Annotated in this window: 15 protein-coding genes and 1 pseudogene; 10 read left to right on the top strand and 6 right to left on the bottom strand. The window is 68.8% G+C overall.

Annotation, left to right across the window (positions count from 1 at the left end; genetic code table 11):
- The first annotated feature begins 125 nt into the window (after positions 1-125).
- Positions 126-461, top strand: coding sequence for a chorismate mutase (locus QCN29_RS14485; protein ID WP_240139963.1), 336 nt, complete (start codon positions 126-128; stop codon positions 459-461).
- Between the two features lie 48 nt (positions 462-509).
- Here the strand turns inward: QCN29_RS14485 and QCN29_RS14490 are convergent, their stop codons facing one another.
- Positions 510-950, bottom strand: coding sequence for a hypothetical protein (locus tag QCN29_RS14490; RefSeq protein ID WP_279928340.1), 441 nt, complete (start codon positions 948-950; stop codon positions 510-512).
- 267 nt (positions 951-1,217) lie between these two features.
- On the opposite strand from QCN29_RS14490, the gene QCN29_RS14495 reads away from it, so the two are divergent.
- From QCN29_RS14495 to QCN29_RS14505, 3 genes are all read left to right on the top strand, one after another.
- Entirely contained in the window at positions 1,218-1,712 is a 495-nt protein-coding gene (locus QCN29_RS14495) for a hypothetical protein (RefSeq protein ID WP_279928343.1), read from the top strand.
- A 216-nt stretch (positions 1,713-1,928) separates the two neighbouring features.
- The gene (locus QCN29_RS14500) at positions 1,929-2,297 is read left to right on the top strand and encodes a hypothetical protein (protein ID WP_279928345.1); all 369 of its coding nucleotides are present in this window, start codon (positions 1,929-1,931) and stop codon (positions 2,295-2,297) included.
- Between the two features lie 13 nt (positions 2,298-2,310).
- Positions 2,311-3,576 (top strand): VanZ family protein, encoded by a 1,266-nt coding sequence (locus QCN29_RS14505; RefSeq protein WP_279928346.1) that lies wholly within the window; start codon positions 2,311-2,313, stop codon positions 3,574-3,576.
- Between the two features lie 577 nt (positions 3,577-4,153).
- Here QCN29_RS14505 and QCN29_RS14510 read toward each other — a convergent pair.
- Together QCN29_RS14510 and QCN29_RS14515 are read right to left on the bottom strand one after the other, a co-directional pair.
- On the bottom strand, positions 4,154-4,417 hold the full coding sequence (locus QCN29_RS14510) for a hypothetical protein (protein WP_279928347.1): 264 nt from the start codon (positions 4,415-4,417) through the stop codon (positions 4,154-4,156).
- Between the two features lie 52 nt (positions 4,418-4,469).
- A complete protein-coding gene (locus QCN29_RS14515; protein ID WP_279928348.1) occupies positions 4,470-4,709 on the bottom strand; it encodes a hypothetical protein in 240 nt (79 codons plus the stop codon).
- A 523-nt stretch (positions 4,710-5,232) separates the two neighbouring features.
- Here QCN29_RS14515 and QCN29_RS14520 point away from each other — a divergent pair.
- Positions 5,233-5,895, top strand: a complete 663-nt coding sequence (locus QCN29_RS14520; protein WP_279928350.1) for an HAD family hydrolase — start codon at positions 5,233-5,235, stop codon at positions 5,893-5,895.
- Here QCN29_RS14520 and QCN29_RS14525 read toward each other — a convergent pair.
- Positions 5,876-5,989, bottom strand: a pseudogene (locus tag QCN29_RS14525) (transcriptional regulator); the annotation flags it as partial. The gene QCN29_RS14520 and the pseudogene QCN29_RS14525 overlap by 20 nt on opposite strands.
- 200 nt (positions 5,990-6,189) lie before the next feature.
- Here QCN29_RS14525 and pepN point away from each other — a divergent pair.
- The gene (pepN, locus tag QCN29_RS14530) at positions 6,190-8,709 is read left to right on the top strand and encodes an aminopeptidase N (protein WP_279928351.1); all 2,520 of its coding nucleotides are present in this window, start codon (positions 6,190-6,192) and stop codon (positions 8,707-8,709) included.
- 6 nt (positions 8,710-8,715) lie between these two features.
- On the opposite strand, the gene QCN29_RS14535 is transcribed toward pepN, so the two are convergent.
- Positions 8,716-10,347 (bottom strand): IS200/IS605 family accessory protein TnpB-related protein, encoded by a 1,632-nt coding sequence (locus tag QCN29_RS14535; RefSeq protein ID WP_279928353.1) that lies wholly within the window; start codon positions 10,345-10,347, stop codon positions 8,716-8,718.
- A complete protein-coding gene (locus QCN29_RS14540; protein ID WP_279928354.1) occupies positions 10,340-10,915 on the bottom strand; it encodes an IS607 family transposase in 576 nt (191 codons plus the stop codon). Before QCN29_RS14540 ends, QCN29_RS14535 begins: the two co-directional genes overlap by 8 nt.
- A 354-nt stretch (positions 10,916-11,269) precedes the next feature.
- On the opposite strand from QCN29_RS14540, the gene QCN29_RS14545 reads away from it, so the two are divergent.
- From QCN29_RS14545 to pyk, 4 genes are all read left to right on the top strand, one after another.
- A complete protein-coding gene (locus QCN29_RS14545) occupies positions 11,270-12,646 on the top strand; it encodes a pyridoxal phosphate-dependent decarboxylase family protein (protein WP_279928355.1) in 1,377 nt (458 codons plus the stop codon).
- Entirely contained in the window at positions 12,643-14,082 is a 1,440-nt protein-coding gene (locus QCN29_RS14550; protein WP_279928358.1) for a lysine N(6)-hydroxylase/L-ornithine N(5)-oxygenase family protein, read from the top strand. Before QCN29_RS14545 ends, QCN29_RS14550 begins: the two co-directional genes overlap by 4 nt.
- Positions 14,083-14,347: 265 nt before the next feature.
- Complete coding sequence (locus QCN29_RS14555; protein ID WP_279928360.1) at positions 14,348-15,106, top strand: SIMPL domain-containing protein; 759 nt, start codon at positions 14,348-14,350, stop codon at positions 15,104-15,106.
- Positions 15,107-15,262: 156 nt separating this feature from the next.
- Positions 15,263-16,687: a pyruvate kinase gene (gene pyk / locus QCN29_RS14560; RefSeq protein ID WP_279928362.1), complete on the top strand. Its 1,425-nt coding sequence runs from the start codon at positions 15,263-15,265 to the stop codon at positions 16,685-16,687.
- Positions 16,688-16,704: the final 17 nt, after the last annotated feature.

Consider the following 16,704-nt stretch of genomic DNA (forward strand, 5'->3'; position numbering starts at 1 on the left):
CCGGCCCCCGGCCCCGGCCGGCCGCCACCTCCCGTCCCAGGGCCGTCAGCCGGAGCGAGGGCGTCGCATCCCAGACACTGAACACCCGCCGACCTTCCGACCACGGCGACGTAAGCTCCGGGACCATGACCACGAGGGACATCGACGAGTCCGTACAGGCCCAGCTCGAACGGCTCCGCGAGAGCATCGACAACATCGACGCGGCAGTCGTGCACATGCTCGCCGAACGCTTCAAATGCACCCAGCAGGTAGGGCACCTCAAGGCCCGGCACAACCTGCCGCCCGCCGACCCCGCCCGCGAAGCCCGCCAGATCGAACGCCTGCGCCAGCTCGCCGAGAGCGCCAAGCTGGATCCTGCCTTCGCCGAGAAGCTGCTGAACTTCATCATCGCTGAAGTGATCAGACACCACGAGCAGATCGCCGAAAAGCCCCTGACCAGCGACGGAGCATCGGGGGAGTGATCTTCGATGCTGCACAACTGATCACTTAGATGGGGATATTTTGGAGATTTAACTCTCCCAGACGCTCTGCCACCCCAGATTCGACATTGCCCGCTCGTACAGCCGCTGCAGGCCGTCGAGCCGCTCCTGCCGCATCGGCGGAGTCGGGTGCCGGTACGTGCCTTTGATCCCAGGGTACTTGTGCCCCATCTGCTCGTACCCCAGCACCGGGCGGACGCCGATCTCCTCCTGCCACATGTCGTGAGTGTGCCTGAGGTCCCGCATCGTCAACCCCGGCATGATCGGCTCCCACCCTTCCTCGACTGCCGTACCGCGCGCCTTCGGGCGCGCATCACGGCCGCCCGCCGCCGGTCGCAGCACCGTGTGCCAGTAGCTCCGCCACCACCACTTGCCCTTCAGGGTCGTGAACGCGAAGTCGTGCGGCCAGTCGGCAAGGTGCTTCTCCAGCAGCCCGGCCAGGAACGGCGGGACGTCGATGTCGCGGGCCACTTCTCGTTCTTCGGCGGCTCCTGCGCCCGGTGACAGCGACGCCCGCCTTCCTCGTCGCGCACGTAGTACTGGGCCAGCGCGCCCTCATCCTCATCCACCCGGATGACCGGGCACGTGAAGATTCCGCCGTCATGGCGCTGCCTGCGCTCCAGCAGCGCGTTGCGGCGATGCAGGCCCACGAGTTCCTCATAAGACGTCATCTCATTTGGTGAGTCTGTGTGACGATTCGTTGGCCAGTGGGACGCCATGAACGGGGAGCGAAGGTCGATGGAGTACGTCAATCCCGATGCGGAGGTCGGCAACGTGTCAGGGGTCCTGGGCCCGGCTCGCTACCTGAGCCACCTACCCTCGATTTCCGGTGATCTGCCGCCAGGAGCCTGGGCTTTCGCCACTGACACGGACCACTACGACTTCCGCAGCAGGCGATGTGTGAAGGATCTGACGCTCCGAGCCATCCGGGGTGCCGACGGTGAGGAGATGGAGGTCGAGTTCCAGCACAACTGCTGGAAGCACGACCAAGACCTGCTGATCCGCTACACAGGGGTGTCCGACTTCATCGTCGATCCCGTCGACGAGGGCCGGGGAACGAACCTCGGGACTGTGATTCTCGACGAGATCCTGCCGCACAGGGATGGCTGCAGCCACGAGATCGCCTGCTGGGACGGCACACTCACCCTCGTCTGCCGTGACCTCCAGGCGACCTGGAGTGAGACCATCTGCTCCAGCAAGGGTCGACCTCGCCGACGCGCAGCGACAGAGTAACCTGATGTCCTGGCTGGACTCGGCCGCCCGTCGCGACCTCATGCGCTCCCGACGTGAATACAGAGCCAGCAAACGAAGTCGGCCAGATGACCTACTGATCTTGGCGTGATCACTTCTAGGCGCACACCTCGAAAAATGATTCCCTTGTAACTCGTCTGCATTAGACGATACGGGAGGAAAATCGTGAGACTCATACGGCCCGTCGCGGCAGCAATCATGACCGCGGCCCTGGCTGTGACGACGGGGACTGTGGCGCACGCCAAGACGACTCAGACCAAGCTGACCAACGGTGTGCTGAAGTTCGAAGCGAACGACGGAGGGCACGTAAGCGGCAACTCCAGCCTGTTCTACTCGGCAACCACCTACACCAAGACAGGAGGCAGCCGCGTCGACGTCATATTGAAGCTGCAAACCTCCGAAATTGTTAAGGCGGGTCCCAAGAAGTCCGTTTCTAAGGGGCAGACGGTCGGACACTCATTCGGCGGACTGAGTAAAGCCAGGTACGCGCCGGACTGCCGTGCCTCCGGGCTGATGAACGCCAGCAACGGCGGCCCCTACTGGACTCCGTCGGTCAAGTTCTGCTGAAACGGTCCCGCACGTGATTGAAGCATCCATCGGCGCTGTCCCCGGGCTGCTGGCCGCCTTCGCTGTGCTGTGGGCGATGTCCGCTGCTGTGGTGGCACTCGTTTCCCGTAGCCGCGAACGGCCCGTACTCCTTCCTGTCCTCGCGGCTGGGGCAGTGTGCGGGATCGTCACCGTCACTTTGATGCCCGGTATGGCGGGGACGGCCGGCGAGTCGGTATGCGACGCGGGATGGTCCATGGCGCAGGCTGCTGGCTCGTCGTCTGCGTGGCTGAACGTTGCGCTGTTCATCCCCGCGCCGCTGCTGTTGACGATGCTGTTCAAGCGGCCGCTGACCGTCGCAGGATGCTCGGTCGCCGCGTGCGGGATGATCGAGATGGCCCAGGCCACGGTGGTCGCAGGACGGTCCTGCTCGGTCACCGATTCGGTGATGAACACGGCAGGCGCGCTGATCGGCACCGCGGCTGGCTGGGCTCTGGTCCGCACCTGGAGGCGGCCGGTGTGGAAGGACCTCGCCACATCGGCCGCCGTCCTCGGCGTCTCAGCCGTCGTGCTCACCATGTGGATCCGTTCAGCCGACCTGGGCTCCTATGACGAGCCAGCGCAACAAGCCCACCAAAGGGCTGTGGAAGCCCAAGCCGACAGTGCCGACGCATGGATCACGGAAGCGGCCCGCGAAACTTTCGGACCCAACGCCGAGTACGAAGGGTCCGAGTACAACAAGGCCGAGGGCCTCATCACTGCCACCACATCGCTGGGCGAGATCACGGGACGGTGGCCGGACGAGACGCTGATCTCCGCTGCGGTGAACGACAACGAAGCCGAACCGGGCGATCTCACGCACGGGCAGGCCGTTCAGGTCGGCAAGCGGTTCGCCGAGCGGTGGTTCCCCAAGCAGATTCAGGGGGCGAAGCTGACTACCGATGTCCTGGCCGCCGACGCGGGAAACCGCGCCATGCACCACCTTACCTACCGGCGTTACGTGGACGGCGTGATGATGCCGATGCGTCTCGACCTGACCGTGACCTCGGCCGGACGACTGCTCGGCTTCACGGCCGACCCAGTGGCAGACCCCGAAATGCCTCGCCCGAAAATCACGAAGGCCGGCCTGGGGGACGTCGTCCGCAAAGAGACAGGCAGCGCCCCGGTTGCCTCCGTGCTCCTTGCCCAGAAGGTCAGTGGCCAGTGGCGCCCGGTATGGATGGTCGGTGTGCAAGGCGCAGACGAGTCTGACGTGTTCATTGACGCCGTCACCGGGGACCTGGTCGCGCCTGACGCGTAGGACTGACAAACGCCTCGAGTAGACCGCCACCAAGCTGCGCTGGGGCCTGACCGTGGACACGAACTCGAGCAAGAAAGACTCGCCCCGCTCGCCGACGCCTGCCCCGGAGCCACCGTCGCTGCCGAGCCTGCCCCATAGCGCCGAGGTCGAAGAGTTTCCGCCACACCTCTACCGTGCTGGCCGAACGTGTGTGCATGCTGTGCGCGGTGGTGGTCTGGCCCCCTCCAGGCGGACCCTCCCCATTGGGCCCTGCCGTGTCTGCGGCGGGGCCCCGCGCGTCCCTCCCGACCCTCCCCACGGGAGGGTCGTCACGCTGCCTCGTACTCATGCGCCCCGCCCACCTTGCCATTCGACCCACTGGGGATCGTCGAGTAGCTGCTCGGCATCCGTGAGACCAGTACTACAGCCGGAGATCTTGTGACTGACTCCGAGACTTCGGCATCCTCCACCCGCGCACCACACCCGGCCGCTACCGAATCCACCCGCTGCTCGCCGCGTACACCTCCCTCGCACACATGGTCAACGTCATCAACGACCCGTCCACGGAACTGTGGGGCCTCAACTACAAGGCCGACCGTTACAGCGTCCTGGCGGCGAGGGTGAGTGTGCATGCTCCGAGGACCAGGAGCGGGACGGCGAGGCAGGCGGGCACGGGTCGGCCGGTGCGTTTGCGGCGCAGGAGCAACCAGGCCGCGCACACCGCGGTCAAGAGTGTGAGTGCGCGGGTGAGGGCGCCGTTGTGGTAGGTGGCCAGCAGGGTTGCGTGGTCGGTGGCCAGGACGAGGAGCGCGGCGAGGAGGATCGCTGCGATCGCGCACGCAGTTTCCAGCAGACGCAACAAGACCTAGCCCCCACTCAAGTGCCTGTCTTCGCCTTCTCGGCCGTGTAGTCCGTCAGTTCGCGGGTGGTACGGACGGCTTGATCTCGACCTTCTCAACCATCCGGCCATCCTCGTCTATTTCGTTGGAGCGGCGTTCCCCGGACCTGAGGCCCGGCGCGGGGGCCAAAGAAGGTCCGGACGGCTTGATGAAGTCGCGTGTCTTAACCATGAGCGGCTTGCCGTCCGCGTTCTTGACGATCTTGCCGTCAGGGCCGATGAGCGGCATTTCCTCGGGCATCTTGCTCTCGTCCACCGTGCCGTCGGGGTTGACCCACTCGGGAGTGGGCGGTGCTGACCGCCGGTCGGTCGTGGGGGTCTGGTCGGACTTCGCGGACGCGTTTACCGAGGCGGTGCCGATCAGAAGCGCTCCTGTTGCAGCAGAGGGCTGCTGATAAGGCGAGGAAGGCGCTGACCGGGTTCGGTATTCCACGTTTCGCCGGTGGTGTGGTTGCTGCGTAGAGGCGTGCTGTGCGAGATCTGACTGTCACTAACGGTCCTCTCGCGGCCACTTGATGATGTTCTTCTGGCTGTGTGCGGTCAAGCTATGTAGGCGTTGTGATGCTTCGCAAGGAGTACGGCGGGCGAGGCGTGTCGGTCGTGTCCCTTGGCGTGCAACACCGTTGCGTTATGCCGTTCGGCGTCTTGCCAAGTTCCTGAACGAGAGGACGGGACCCCTGGTAGATGAAGCTTCCCCAAGGCCGGGTAGTTAGCGTGACCTGCGGAAACGCTAACTACCCGGCCTTGGGGAAACTTCAGCATGGCAATACGATGCACCCATGATTCGAGCCGTGGTCTTCGACGTCGGCGAGTGCCTGGTAGACGAGACTCGCGAGTACGGCACCTGGGCCGACTGGCTGGGGGTCCCCCGGCACACCTTCGCCGCCATGTTCGGGGCCGTGATCGCCCAGGGCCGCGACTACCGCGACATCTTCCAGGAGTTCCGCCCTGGGTTCGACCTCTACGCCGAGCGCGACAAGCGAGCCGAAGCAGGCCAACCGGAACACTTCGGTGAAGAAGATCTCTACTCCGACGTGCGGCCCACCCTCGCCCGCCTCCGAGCAGATGGGCTGTGGCTCGGCATCGCTGGCAACCAGACTGTCCGGGCCGGCCGAATTCTGCGCGATCTGTTCACGAAGGATGTCGACCTCATCGGCACGTCAGATGACTGGGGTGCCAGCAAGCCCGACCCCGAGTTCTTCGTCAAGGTCGCCGCCGCCGTCCCGTTTCGCATCGACGAGATCCTCTATGTCGGCGACCGCGTCGACAACGACATCAAGCCCGCCCTCTCCGCAGGCATGCACGCGGCGCTCATCCACCGCGGCCCCTGGGCCACGATCCAATGGCGCAGCGACGAAGCGCAGAAGCTGCCGACGATGAGGGTCGACAGCCTCATGGATCTCCCCGAGCAGATCTCCAACCTCAACGTGTCAGTGCGCTGACGGTCGTAGACCACCCGTACAAGCGGTCATCCAGGTCGCGCACACAGCGCTCGTGCTGCCACGGCGTGAGCGCCCTGCGCACCTCCCGCACCCGACACCTTCAGGCTCCGCCGCCGCCCCCGGCTGCAGCCCGCCCCGGCTGCCGGCAACCAGGACGCCCCCGCCCGCGCCCCCGTCCCGGGGCACGGGCCCCGCCATGTGCGCCCCCGCCTCCGGCAACCCGCTTCCGCGTGCGCTCTCAGCGCAACGGGAACCCCGTGTGCCGGGCCCGGCCGATCGGGCAGCATGTCACCCATGTCCGTACTGACGCGCGACGAAGCGCAGACCCGAGCCCAGCTCCTCGACGTCCACCGGTACACCGTCGAGCTCGACCTCACCACAGGCGAGGACACCTTCGACTCCCGCACGGTCATCCACTTCACCGCGCGCGCTGCCGGAGACACCTTCGTCGAAGTGAAGCCCGCGGTCCTGCGCTCCGCCACCCTCGACGGCCGGCCCCTCGACCCCGAGACGCTCCAGGAGAACCGGCTTCCCCTTACCGGCCTCACCCCGGGCGGGCACGAACTGCGCATCGACGCGGACATGCGCTACTCACGCACCGGCGAAGGCATGCACCGGTTCACCGACCCCAGCGACGGCGAGGTGTACGTCTACACCCAGCTCTTCCTCGACGACGTCCAGCGCGTCTTCGCCGCCTTCGACCAGCCCGACCTCAAAGCCGTCTTCGAAGTGGCCGTCACCGCCCCCGAAGACTGGACCGTCCTCGGCAACGGCATCGCCACGCACACCGGAGGCGGCCGCTGGCACTGCGCCCCCACCCCGCCGCTCGCCACCTACTTCGTCGCCGTCGCCGCAGGCCCCTGGCACTCCGTACGCACCGAACACGCCGGACAGCCCTTCGGCCTGCACTGCCGCCGCTCCCTCGCCCCCCATCTCGACGCGGACGCCGAGGAACTCTTCGAGATCACCCGGCAGTGCTACGACCGCTACCACGAGAAGTTCGAGGAGCCCTACCCCTTCGACTCCTACGACCAGGCCTTCGTACCGGAGTTCAACTCCGGAGCCATGGAGAACCCCGGACTGGTCACCTTCCGCGACGAGTTCGTCTACCGCTCCGCGGTCACCGACACCCAGCGCCAGACCCGCGCCATGGTCATCGCCCACGAGATGGCCCATATGTGGTTCGGCGACCTCGTCACCCTCGCCTGGTGGGACGACATCTGGCTGAACGAGTCCTTCGCGGAGTACATGGGCTACCAGACGCTCACCGAGGCCACCCGCTTCACCGACACCTGGGTCGACTTCGGCATCACCCGCAAGGCCTGGGGCTACGACGCAGACCAGCGGCCCTCCACCCATCCCGTGGCCCCCGCCCCGGAAGCCGTCCCCGACACCGCCTCCGCGCTGCTCAACTTCGACGGCATCTCCTACGCCAAGGGCGCCTCCGCACTGCGCCAGCTGGTCGCCTGGCTCGGGGAGAAGGACTTCCTCGCCGGGATCAACCTCCACTTCACCCGCCACAAGTTCGCCAACGCCACCCTCGCCGACTTCATCGACTCCCTCTCCCAGACCACCGACCGCGATGTGCACGCCTGGGCAGAGCGATGGCTGGGCACCACTGGAGTGGACACCCTCACCCCGCAGACCGCCGAGGCCGGCGGCGGCTGGTCGCTGACCGTGGCCCGCGAAGGCAGCAGGCCCCACCGCGTCGCCGTAGCCGCCTACGACCAGGACCCGGTGGAGACCGGCCGTCTCGTACTGCGCGAACGGTTCGAACTCGACGTCCCGCAACGCGAGACCCGTACCGCCGCCGGCCGCCGCCCCGCCCTCGTCGTCCTCAACGACGGCGACCTCAGCTACGCCAAGGTCCGCCTCGACGCCGCCTCCTGGGACACCGCGCTGCGCTCCCTCTCCGGCATCCCCGACCCGCTCACCCGCGCCGTCGTGTGGAACGCCGCACGCGACATGGTCCGCGACGGCGAACTCGCCCCCGCCGCCTACCTCGACGCGGCCCGCGCCCACCTGCCCCGCGAAAGCGACCTGGCCGTCGTCCAGGGCGTCCTCGCCTTCGCCTCCGGGCAGCTCGCCGACTGCTACCTCCCGCCCGGCCGCCGCCCCGCCGCGCTGTCCTCCGTCACCGCCGTCTGCCGCGACCTGATGCGGCACACCGAGGACGGCCGCGACCCCGGACTCCGCCTCACCGCCGTACGCCACTTCATCGACGCGGCCGCCCGGCCCGAGAACCTCCAGGAGTGGATCAACGACGGCAGCGTGCCCGGCGGTCCCGAACTCGACCCGGAACTGCGCTGGCGCGTCCTGTGCCGCCTCTCCGTCCTCGGCGCCACCGACGAGGCTGCCATCGCCGCCGAACTCGACCGCGACCCCAGCGCCGCCGGCCAGGAAGGCGCCGCCCGCTGCCGCGCAGCCCTGCCCGACCCGGAGAGCAAGGAGGCCGCCTGGGAGCGGATGTTCCGCTCCGACAGCCTCTCCAACTATCTCTTCATCGCCACCGCGCAGGGCTTCTGGCAGCCCGAACAGGCCGGTCTCGTACGCGACTACGTCCACCGCTACTACCCCGACTCCGTCGCCCTCGCCGCCCGCCGGGGCCCCGCCATGGCCGAAGCGGCCGGACGGCACGCCTTCCCCGCCCACCACGTCGACGCCGAGGCGCTGCGACTGGGCGAGAAGTGCCTGCGCGACGACGAGATGACCCCCGCCCTGCACCGCAAGCTCGCCGACCAGATCGACGACCTGCGCCGCGCCCTGGCCGTGCAAGAGGCCGACCGGGAGAACGGTCCCGACCGCAAGAACTGACCGTTCCTAAAGACTGAGCATGAGTTGCACGTGCTCAGCCGAACTCCCCGAACGGTCTTGGGTGTTCTGGTCCACCGCGTTCCTGCCGCGTCCGGTCCCTTCGCCTTGCAGGCGTGGTCCGGGTACGCGGGGGCGGTTTCCCTCGCGCCCCCGGTCGCCGGGTCGGGCCTGGGCGGTCCGATGCCCGCCAGCATCGCTCTGGTGCTGGCGGGGCGGTGCCGTCCGTCGCCTGATCCGGTGACCGAGGGAACGCCGTCCGATCGCCACCGCTGCGGCGTAGTGCCGTGTTGCGGGGCGTCGCTTGGTGGTAAGCGGCTTCTGCCAATGCTCCGCGCCCCACATCGAGGTATAGGCGGGATCGACAGCGATCACGCTGATACCGGACTCCGCGCACATCGACAGGAGGCGTGCGCGGAGTCTGCTGGTGGGGATACCGGAGATGAGCTGCCGGAACTTCTTCTTCCGGCCGTGCTTCTCGCGGGTCTTGGAGTCGGTGAAGTCGAGGTCTTCGATCGCGATGGCCTGCACGCCCGTAGCCTTGGCCCAGTGCAGGAGGCGGGTGAGGGCGTGGCGGAGTTGTGCGTCACGGTGTCCGGCCGAACCGCTGAGGTCGTAGTCGAAGCGGCGCGGTGTGCCGATCGGGTTGCCGTATTCATCCAGCAGCCACGCGGCCAGGTGGTCCGCGTTGGTGTCCACGCCGATCACGCCACCGGCCCGCAGGGCGTCCAGCGGGATCACGGGCAGGTCTTTGCGGGTCCAGGACGCATCGAGGTACCAGCGGCCACGGGTCACGTCGAGGTGGATGCGGTAGGCCACGGCCCGGTTCGCGGCGACGCGGTCCCGCCACTCGTCACCCCGGTGAGGGAAACTCACCTTCGAGGCCAGGACGTACCGGCCGTGCTTGGCGTTGGCCAGGTACGCGAGCGGAGCGGGCAACTTGAGGGAGACCTCGCCGTCGGGGGTGACGCGGATCGTCTCGTTGCCGAAGCGCTTGGCGGACTCGCCATCAGCGGTCAGGAACCAGCGGGCTGCCTCCCACTCCGCACGCCACTGCTCGGGCGTCTTCTCGGCGGCAGTGAGGTTGTGCCGCTGGTGGAGCAGGCGACGGCCACCGCGTACGACGGAGACCTTGCCGGTCTCCCGCTCAGCGCGCACGTGCGCGTACCGCTCTTCGAGGATTGCCAGACGCCGAGTCTTCTGGAACCACTCGCCCTTACTGCGGTAGCCACCGGGCTTGCCCCGGCTGCCTTTCTCCCCGATCGGCAGGGACAGGCGGTGCCTCAGCGTGCGGATACCAGCTTCCAGAGACTGGAGGTGCTGGTGCTGGGCGCGACGGGAAAGGCCCCACTGGTCGTGGGTGCTGGAGGTGACCGACCCGGCCCACCGCGACGACGAAGCGGCCGTCAGGTCCCGCTTACGGGCGGCCCACGTGCCGGTGGAGTGCTCCAGACCGTCACGGCAACGCCGGACCAGATCAGCGGAGGCGAGTCGGCCCATGTGCTCGCCCACGGCGCGCAGGACTTTCTCGTCCTCTGGAGTGACGCCCTTGAGCCGGTCGCGTACCGACACACCCGTCGGCCCGTCGGCGACGAACGGGCGGGAGATCTTCCGGAGCGGTTTCCTGGTCGGCTCAGCCATGCTTGGCGGCCTCCAGCGCCTTGTGGGCACGGTTCTTCGCCGACTGTCGGCCGTACAGGCGGGTACAGAACGAGGTGAGCACCTCCACCACATCGCGCACCAGGTCGTCTTCGACCTCACCGTCGTCCAGGACGACGAGACGGCGACCGTGTGCGGACAGGGCGGCCTCAACGAGTTCGACGTTCATCCGGCCGAGACGGTCTTTGTGCTCCACCACCACGGTGGTCACCTGCGGGTCGGCCAGCAGTCGCTTTGCCTTCGACCGGCATCCGTTCATGCCGGACGCGATCTCCGCCTCTACGCGGACGACGCGGTGACCGGCCTTGGCCGCCCACTCCGACAACCGGGCAATCTGGCGTTCCAGGTCGGCCTTCTGATCGTGGGAGGAGACGCGGGCATACAGGCCCAGACCGCCGATTGTCTCAGAAGTCGCGGCAGCGTCGATGTTCACCAGGATCGTGCGCGGCCCAACCCGCTGAGCAGGCACGGGAAGCGTCCCGTTCTTAAACCATCGGTACGCGGTGTGGGGACTCACCCCCTGCGCTCGTGCCCACTCAGTCAGATTCACGCCACGATCATAGCGCAACTAAAGGCAGGCCATGCACGCTTATACACACTCAGTCGAGGACAGTTCCCTACCCCTCCGTCTAGGGCCCCGGAGCACCGCTCCGGGGCCCTTTGCCATCACCTGGGGCCCCGCCCCCCGCCCCCACCCCGGCCCTCGTTCTCCGCCCCCGCCCCGTCCGCCGTGCCCACCGGGCCTGCCCCTTACCAGGCGGCCCACCCCGAACGCCCCCGCATCGCACGGCAGTACCCCTTTCGGGTTGAGATCAACCGCCTCTCCGGCCAACGCCGTCGGCCGACGTCCACCCTGGTGGGAGACCCGCGCTTCGAGAAGGACGAGAAGGACCCGAGGACCCCCATGAGCACGCCGCCCCTCGCCGGAGGCATCAACGGACCCGACGCCCTGCGGCCGCTGCTCGCCACCGTGCTCGACGCGCTCCGCAACGGCGCCGTGGCCCGCGGCGGACCGCTCCCGGCAGGCGGCCCCGACGCAGTCGCCACCCGAGTCCGCCGGGCCGCGCACCCCGTCCTCCCGGACCGCGGCGTCGGAGCGCCGGAAGCCCTCCACGACCTCGTCCAAGCCGTCGCCCACGGCGCCGCCGACCCCGCCGACCCGCTGTGTGCGGCACATCTGCACACCCCGCCGCTCGCCCTCGCCGTCGCCGCCGACCTCGCCGCCTCCGCGCTCAACCCCTCCCTGGACTCCTGGGACCAGGCGCCCGCCGCATCGGAACTCGAAGCCGCGGTCGCCCGCACACTCGCCGCCGAGGTGTACCCCGCCGGTCAGAGTCCCGACGCCCTGGTCACCACCGGCAGCACCGAGGCCAACCAGCTCGCCCTGCTCCTCGCCCGGGAACGCCACGGCCCGGTCCGCGTCATCTGCGGCCCCGACGCCCACCACTCCGTCCACCGCGCGGCCTGGCTCCTCGGCCTGCCCCGGCCCGTCACCGTCCCCGCAACCTCCGCCGGCCTCCTCGACCCGGCGGCGCTCGACACCGTCCTGACCTCGCTGCCCGGCCCCCATCTCGTCACAGCCACCGCCGGCGCCACCGACACCGGCCGCATCGACCCCCTCTGCGACATCGCCGACATCTGCGCCGGACACGGCGCACAACTCCACATCGACGCCGCCTACGGCGGCGCGCTGCTCTTCAGCGAACAGCGCCGCAGCCGCCTCCATGGACTCGAACGCGCCCACACCGTCGCCCTCGACCTGCACAAGCTGGGCTGGCAGCCGGTCGCCGCCGGGCTGCTCGCCGTACCCGACGCAGAGCAGCTCACCCCTCTCGCCCACACCGCCGACTACCTCAACGCCGAGGACGACACCAACGCCGGTCTCCCCGATCTCCTCGGCCGGTCGCTGCGCACCACCCGCCGGCCCGACGTCCTCAAAGTCGCCGTCACCCTCAGGGCACTCGGCCGCACCGGCCTCGGCGACCTCGTCGACCGGACCTGCGCCGCAGCCGCACACCTCGCCGACCTCGTCGAGAAGAGCACGCTGCTGGAGCTCTACGAGCGGCCCGCCATCTCCACCGTGCTCTTCCGCCCCATCGCGGCCGACGACGGCCAGACCGCAGCCATCCGCCGCTCCCTCCTCACCGAGGGCCGCGCCGTCCTCGGACGCGCCCGGGCGTCAGGACGCCTCTGGCTCAAGGCGACACTCCTGAACCCCCATGTCACCGCCCGCGATCTGGAAACCCTTATCGAACTCGTGGAAGGCAGCACCCCCCGATGACCGGCACCCCCGCAAGCGAACCCTCCGACCACACCCCCGGCGCGGGCGGGGACACCCAGCCCCACGACCTCGTGGGCATCGGCATCGGCCCCTTCAACCTCTCCCTGGCGGCCCTGGCCCACGGCGTCCCCGGCGGCCTCGCCACAGCCTTCTACGAACAACGGCCCTCCTTCCACTGGCATCCCGGGCTGCTGATCGACGGCACCACGCTCCAAGTGCCCTTCCTCGCCGACCTGGTGACCCTCGCCGACCCGACGAGCCCCTGGACCTTCCTGAACTACCTCCGCTCCCTCGACCGCCTCTTCCCCTTCTATTTCGCCGAGCGCTTCCCCATGCAGCGCGCCGAGTACGACGCGTACTGCCGCTGGGTCAGCGGCCACCTCCCCGGACTCCACTTCGGCCACCAGATCGACGCCGTGCGCTGGAACCCCGAACGCGCCCTTTTCGAAGTCGACTACACCCAGCTCGACACCCAGGGGGAAGCCGAAGCCCTCGGCCGCACCTACACCCGCAACATCGCGCTCGGCGTCGGCACCGAGCCGTTCGTACCCGAACCCCTCAAGCTGCTCGCCGAGTCGCCCGCCGTCCCCGTCCTCCACTCCGCCGACTATCTCGACCACCGTCAAAAGCTCCTCTCCGCCGAACACGTCACCGTCATCGGCTCGGGACAGTCAGGCGCCGAGGTCTTCCTCGATCTGCTCCGCTCCCGTCCCGTCGGCGCGGAGAAGATGCACTGGCTCGCCCGCACCGACGCCTTCGCCCCCATGGAGTACTCCAAGCTCGGCCTGGAACACTTCACCCCCGACTACAGCCGCTATTTCCACGCCCTCCCCGAACAGGTCCGCGACGACCTCGTGCCCCGCCAGTGGCAGCTCCACAAGGGCATCGACGCCGGCACCGTCGCGGCCATCCACGACGAGCTCTACCGCCGATCCCTGCACGGCGGCTGGCCCGACGCCGTCCTCACCCCCGGCGTCACCGTCCGCACCGCGGGCCGCGTCGCCACCACCAAGGTCGAACTGCACCTCGAGCACCTCCAGCAGGGCGTCCGCTCCCGCCTCACCACCGACGCAGTCGTCCTCGCCACCGGATACCGCGAACGGCCCCTCGACCGCATGCTCGCCGGCGTCGACTCCTATATGCGCCGCGACGCCTCCGGACGCCCCCGCATCGACGACCAGTACCGCCTCGTCCTCGACCCGTCCGTCAGCGGCTCGATCTATGTGCAGAACGCCGAACGCCACACCCATGGCGTCGGCGCACCGGACCTCGGTCTCGCCGCCTGGCGCAGCGCCAGCATCCTCAACTCCCTCACCGGCAAGGAGCCCTATCCGCTGCCCCGGCGCACCGCCTTCACCACCTTCGGTCTCCAACAGCAGCAGACGGCGACCGTCCCCGGACAGAAGACCCCGCTCACCCCTCTGGACCGGCACTAGTCGCGGCACTGGCCAGCGGCGCATCAGGCGACCTTCGCCCCGCAGCGGGTTCCCCGAGGAGATCCCCGCTGTGCCGACCGGCGGAACCGCCACGCCGCCGAGGAGCGACAGGCAGCGCGGTCGACCGGGCGAGCATCGCCTGATGCGTCACCAGAGCTCGTGCTCGCGTAGATTCTGACGCAGGCGGCAAGAGCTGCGTAAGGCTTGTGGACAACTGCCGCCCACGGCACGGACCAGGCCAGCGCAGACCACGGGAGCCCCGCCCATGACCAGCCACGACACACCGTCATCCGAGTCCGCGACCGCAGCCGGCGCAGGGCGGCCGGGCGGTCCCGCGCCCGCGCCGTACGGAACGCCCGAAGCGCCACGCGTCTCCGTGCGCGGGGAGGCCCGACTGGAGTTCGATCCGGAGATCGCCCGGCTCGCCGTCACCGTCAAAGCCCGCGGGAGGGACCGCCGCACCGCCCTGGAAGACCTCACCCGCCGCAACGCCGCCGCCCTTGAGTTGATCAAGAGCTATGGCGAGGCCGTCGAGAAACTGGAGACCGGGGCCTTCAGCGTCACCCCCGAACTCACCCGGCACGGTCGCGAGGACCGTGTACGCGCCTACCTCGGCCGAGTTCACATCACCGCCGAGCTCCGCGACCTCACCGTCGTCGGCGAGCTGGCCACCCGGCTCGCCGATCTCGAACTCACCCATGTCGACGGCCCCTGGTGGGCGCTGCGCCCCGACTCGCCCGCTCATGGGGAAGCGCGCCGCCAGGCCGTCCGGGAAGCCGTGCAGCGCGCCCGCGAGTACGCCGACGCGCTCGGTGCGCGACTCGCGGCGCTCGTCGAGCTCGCCGATCTCGGCGCGGAGAACGCGGCGCCGTACGGGGAGTCTCCGGCGTTCGGCGGCGCCTTCCGGTCCGCGCCCGTCGCCGCGGCGGCGGAGGCTGCGCCCGCCCTCGATCTCGAACCGCAGCGCCAGACCGTCTACGCCCAGGTCAATGCCCGCTTCACCATGACCCCGCCGCAGCTGTGAGCCGAAGGCCCGGCGCAGCGGTACGGGGGGGTGTGCATGCTCATCAGAGCACCCCCATGCACAATTCAACACTTGTCAATAACGTTTCATGTAAAGGTTGTTGAGTCGTCATGCACGGCCAATTCGCTACCGGTTGGTAAGCCATAGGCTCGAGATATGCGCCGAGCAAAGATCGTTTGTACTCTGGGACCGGCCACTGACACATACGACCAGATCAAGGCACTGGTCGAAGCCGGAATGGATGTCGCCCGCCTTAACCTCAGCCACGGTGTCCACGCCGACCACGAGGAGCGCTACCGGCACGTGCGCAAGGCGGCGGAGGAGGCGGGCCGCAGTGTCGGGGTCCTTGCGGACCTTCAAGGCCCGAAGATCCGACTGGGACGATTCCGCGAAGGGCCCGTACTGCTTGAACGCGGCGATGAATTTACGATCACCGTCGAGGAGACGGAGGGCGACCGTCACGGCTGCGGCACCACCTACGCGGGGCTCGCCGCCGACGTCACCCGCGGCGAGCGCATCCTCGTGGACGACGGCAAGGTCGCCCTCGACGTGGTCGAGGTCGACGGCCCCCGCGTCCGCACCGTCGTCGTCGAAGGCGGCATGGTCTCCGACCACAAGGGACTCAATCTTCCCGGGGTCGCCGTCTCCGTCCCCGCCCTGTCCGACAAGGACATCGAGGACCTCCGGTGGGCCCTGCGCACGGGCGTGGACGTCGTTGCGCTCTCCTTCGTCCGCTCCGGCCGCGATGTGGAGGACGTCCACCGGATCATGGCGGAGGAAGGCCGTCGGCTTCCCGTGATCGCCAAGGTCGAGAAGCCGCAGGCGGTCGAGGACATCGACGGCATCGTCGCCGCCTTCGACGGGATCATGGTCGCGCGCGGCGACCTCGGGGTGGAGCTGCCCCTCGAGCAGGTTCCGATGGTCCAGAAGCGCGCCGTCAAGCTTGCCAAGCGGAACGCCAAGCCGGTCATCGTCGCCACGCAGATGCTGGACTCGATGATCGACAGCTCCCGGCCCACCCGGGCCGAGGCCTCCGACGTCGCCAACGCGGTCATCGACGGCACCGACGCGGTGATGCTCTCCGGGGAGACGAGCGTCGGCAAGTACCCCGTCGAAACCGTCCGCACCATGGGCCGTATCGTCGCGGCCGCGGAGGAGGACATCCTCGCCAAGGGGCTCCCGCCGCTGACCGAACGGAACAAGCCCCGCACCCAGGGCGGCGCGGTGGCACGGGCGGCCGCGGAGATGGGCGACTTCCTGGGCGCGAAGTTCCTGGTGGCGTTCACCCAGTCCGGAGACACCGTCAAGCGGCTCTCCCGCTATCGCTCGCCCATCCCTCTCCTCGCCTTCACCCCGGACGCGGCCACCCGCGCCCAGCTGAGCCTCACCTGGGGTGTCGAGGCGTTCCTCGGCCCGCGGGTGGACTCCACGGACGCGATGGTCGCCCAGGTGGACGAGGAGCTGCTGAGGATCGGCCGATGTGAGAGGGGCGACATCGTCGTGATCACCGCGGGCTCCCCGCCGGGTGTCCCGGGCTCCACCAACCTGGTCCGCGTCCACCGCATCGGCGAGGCCGTGTGACCTCCCGCCGGTGTGCG

The sequence above is a fragment of the Streptomyces chengmaiensis genome (assembly GCF_029846775.1).
Taxonomy (GTDB): domain Bacteria; phylum Actinomycetota; class Actinomycetes; order Streptomycetales; family Streptomycetaceae; genus Streptomyces; species Streptomyces chengmaiensis.

Bases quoted from the DNA above. Each gene is read 5' to 3' on its own strand.
- QCN29_RS14485 (WP_240139963.1), top strand. From the start codon at position 126: ATGACCACGAGGGACATCGACGAGTCCGTACAGGCCCAGCTCGAACGG.
- QCN29_RS14495 (WP_279928343.1), top strand. From the start codon at position 1,218: ATGGAGTACGTCAATCCCGATGCGGAGGTCGGCAACGTGTCAGGGGTC.
- QCN29_RS14500 (WP_279928345.1), top strand. From the start codon at position 1,929: ATGACCGCGGCCCTGGCTGTGACGACGGGGACTGTGGCGCACGCCAAG.
- QCN29_RS14520 (WP_279928350.1), top strand. From the start codon at position 5,233: ATGATTCGAGCCGTGGTCTTCGACGTCGGCGAGTGCCTGGTAGACGAG.
- pepN (WP_279928351.1), top strand. From the start codon at position 6,190: ATGTCCGTACTGACGCGCGACGAAGCGCAGACCCGAGCCCAGCTCCTC.
- QCN29_RS14535 (WP_279928353.1), bottom strand. From the start codon at position 10,347: ATGGCTGAGCCGACCAGGAAACCGCTCCGGAAGATCTCCCGCCCGTTC.
- QCN29_RS14545 (WP_279928355.1), top strand. From the start codon at position 11,270: ATGAGCACGCCGCCCCTCGCCGGAGGCATCAACGGACCCGACGCCCTG.
- QCN29_RS14550 (WP_279928358.1), top strand. From the start codon at position 12,643: ATGACCGGCACCCCCGCAAGCGAACCCTCCGACCACACCCCCGGCGCG.
- QCN29_RS14555 (WP_279928360.1), top strand. From the start codon at position 14,348: ATGACCAGCCACGACACACCGTCATCCGAGTCCGCGACCGCAGCCGGC.
- pyk (WP_279928362.1), top strand. From the start codon at position 15,263: ATGCGCCGAGCAAAGATCGTTTGTACTCTGGGACCGGCCACTGACACA.